We start from the raw sequence: 3,205 nt of genomic DNA on the forward strand, positions 1-3,205 counted from the left end.
GCCTTTTCAAGTTTACGACCAGACCTTATACCATCAATCTGACCCATAAGAATATTTCTAGCAAGCATTCTCCTAGAATAAGCTTTCTTACCTGGAGTATCCGCATATTTAGAATGCAAATCACCAAAATCATACCGACTAACCAATTCCTCAATAAAAAAACAAATATGATTATCTGGAATAAAGTCCCTCAAATTCAAAGGAAGTAAAAACACCTGACCAATACTATCTTCATGCAAAACCATAAACACCAACTCAACAAAAACTAAAAAACATTAATAATATATTACACCCCATAATATTTAAAACTAAGCATAACTAAAAAGAATCAAAAAATAATTATTGCACAGCCAATTAATTTTAAAAAAAATTCAAAAAAATTCATAATTATTTTCAATAATAATTAATCCACAGTTTTTAAATCATATTAATTCAAATTTTGTAGAATTCAAATTTAATAAAATTTAATACATACTTTTAATAACATATAAATTAATGTTATTTTAAAATATTTCCATATTAATAAAAGCATTTCTTATGCTTAAAATGGTTTATTTTTGGAAATAGCTTTTGATCAAACTTAACTTGTTAAGTTAGAAAATCTTTGATTTTCTTAAACTTTTATTTCAGGACGAAAATTTAGAGAATCTCTTATTTCTCGTTTTTAGAAGTTTATTTCAAATACTTAGTATTACTTAAACATATTATTATTATTATTATTATTATTTTAAAATGATTAATAAGAAATGGAGATTTAAATGAGTTCTATTTTAATTAAAAATGTGAATGTCGTAACTGCATGTGGAGATGAGGTATTAGAAAACACATCAATAGCTATTAAAGATGACAAGATAATAGCTATCGAGGATATGTCTAAAAATCCATCAAACTATGATAAAATCATTGATGGGAATGATAATTTCTTATTGCCTGGTTTTATTGATGCTCATGTTCATATCATGGCTAATGGTTTTTTGAATGTGGATTATATGAATGATCCATTGTCTTATTACTTTTGTAAAGGAATCAAAAACATGAAAGTTACATTGGAAGCGGGGGTGACTACTGCTCGGGATTGTGGTTTAGCCGATGTTGGTATTAAACGAGCGGCCGAGAATAAAATAATTAAATCACCTAAATTTCAAATTTCAGTGATACCTCTTTCAATCACTGGAGGACACTTTGATTTGTACCTTAATTCTGGACATGATATGATAGTTACCTATCCAGGATTTCCACATCCAGTTTGTGATGGTGTTGAAGGAGCAATAGCTAAAACAAGGGAAGTATTGCGAGCTCGAGCTGATTTTGTTAAAGTAATGGCAACTGGAGGTGTTGTTAGTGCAAATGATGCTCCTGAGGACATACAATTTAATGTTAAAGAATTAAAAGCTATTGTTGATGAAGCAAAAAGAATGGGTAATCGTAAAGTAGTAACGCATTGTCATGGTTTAGGAGGGATAAAAACATCAATAAAGGCTAAGGTTCACTCAATCGAACATGGAACATTCGTGGATAAGAAATCCGCTGAAAAAATAGCTGAAAAGGGTATTTTCCTTGTTCCAACCTTCTCTGTTATTAAAGCTCAAATTAAACAAGCTAAAAATAGGGAATTACCTCCTGATAAAATTCCAAAAGCCTTAGAAGTAGGTAAAGTCCATCAAGAAAACATGGAAATGGCATATAATCAAGGTGTGAAAATGGTTATGGGAACCGATAGTGGGGTTCATGAACATGGTAAAAATCTAGCAGAACTTAACTATTTACATAAAATGGGAATGGATCCACTTGAAACAATCAGAGCAGGAACTATCGAATCAGCAAAATGTTTAGAACTTGAAAATGAAATAGGTTCTATTGAAAAAGGAAAAATAGCTGATATTGTTTTAACAAATATAGATCCAAGAGATAGTATTTCTAAACTTCAAAATCCAGATAATATATTAATGGTTATGCAAGACGGAAAAATTGTAAAATCTAATATTTAACTAAAATAGTTAGCTAAACTAAAAATTTATTAAGAAAATAGAAAGTAAAGAGGGATAAACCTCTTAAGTCTGCACTTACTAATTTATATGTAAATTAAAAATTATGAACCCTGTAGTTATATTATATTAATATTATCTTATTTAAACTTTGCTTGAATATTTATAAATTTAACTTGAATTTATTAAAACTCATTGAAGTAAAAAATATTTAAGAATATTTTTAATTTTTTAAAATTAGTATTTTAATAAATTTCAATGAATAATATTAAATAATATAAGAAATATATATAATATATCTTAAAAATATTATAATAAAAATCTAACATTATGCTCAGTGTTATTATTATAATATTAATTATATTTTATCTTCAATGATTAAATACTCCATGATAAATACTTATTTAATTTATCCATTAGCTATTTAATTATTATTTTATTAATGGATTTTATATTACAAATACTTAAACTTATCATACATATTTATAAATTAAAATCGTGAATTAAGGTGTTTTAATGACAAGTAAAAAGGAAATACTAGCTTATGTTATAATAATTATTATAGGACTAGTAGCTGCTGAACATATGAATGTTGTTGTTTCAGGAAGTATGGAGCCTGTTTTGTACAGGGGAGATATTGTGGTAGTTGAAAAAGTTAATTTCTTAGGAATGAACGAATTCGATCCAGACACCTTAAAAGTTGATGATATCGTTGTTTATAATGCTGAATGGTTCCCTAATCCAGTTATACACCGTATTATAAATGTGACAGAAGTTAATGGAACTACATATTACACGATTAAAGGAGACAATAATCCAACGGCAGATCCTGTTCTTGTAAGACCCGAACAGATAACAGAAAAAGTTCTGACAATTTATAATAATCCTGTAATAATCCCGAAAGTAGGATATATAACACTACTTCTTAAAGGTCTTTAATTAGGATAATTATAACTATTAACTAGATATTATAACATTAAATATACCATTATTTAATTATTTCTTACTTAATCATTATCTTAAAAGTCTTCATTATTTAAAGCTTTTAATTAGTAAAACATTTTTTAGGTTTTAAAATATTTATTTTTTCTAAAAGGCTGTGCAACAATTCAAAAATCTAAGTTTTTAAATTTTGTTAATTAACTTAAAATTATATTTATAGAATTATAATAAATAATATTATAAAAATAAACGTGAATATTTAATAAAATTCTATTTTA

The 3,205-nt window shown here is 26.2% G+C and carries 2 protein-coding genes and 1 pseudogene; 2 read left to right on the forward strand and 1 reads right to left on the reverse strand.

The window, feature by feature from the left end; all coding sequences use genetic code 11:
- Window positions 1-245 (reverse strand): annotated as a pseudogene (locus MBFIL_RS03610) (hypothetical protein); the annotation flags it as partial.
- A 513-nt stretch (window positions 246-758) separates the two neighbouring features.
- Between MBFIL_RS03610 and MBFIL_RS03615 the strand changes: the two are divergent.
- Complete coding sequence (locus MBFIL_RS03615; protein WP_066971595.1) at window positions 759-1,988, forward strand: metal-dependent hydrolase family protein; 1,230 nt, start codon at window positions 759-761, stop codon at window positions 1,986-1,988.
- A 513-nt stretch (window positions 1,989-2,501) separates the two neighbouring features.
- A complete protein-coding gene (locus tag MBFIL_RS03620; protein WP_066971597.1) occupies window positions 2,502-2,924 on the forward strand; it encodes a signal peptidase I in 423 nt (140 codons plus the stop codon).
- Window positions 2,925-3,205 lie beyond the last annotated feature (281 nt).

The organism is Methanobrevibacter filiformis, from assembly GCF_001639265.1.
In the GTDB taxonomy this organism is placed as follows: Archaea; Methanobacteriota; Methanobacteria; order Methanobacteriales; family Methanobacteriaceae; genus Methanacia; species Methanacia filiformis.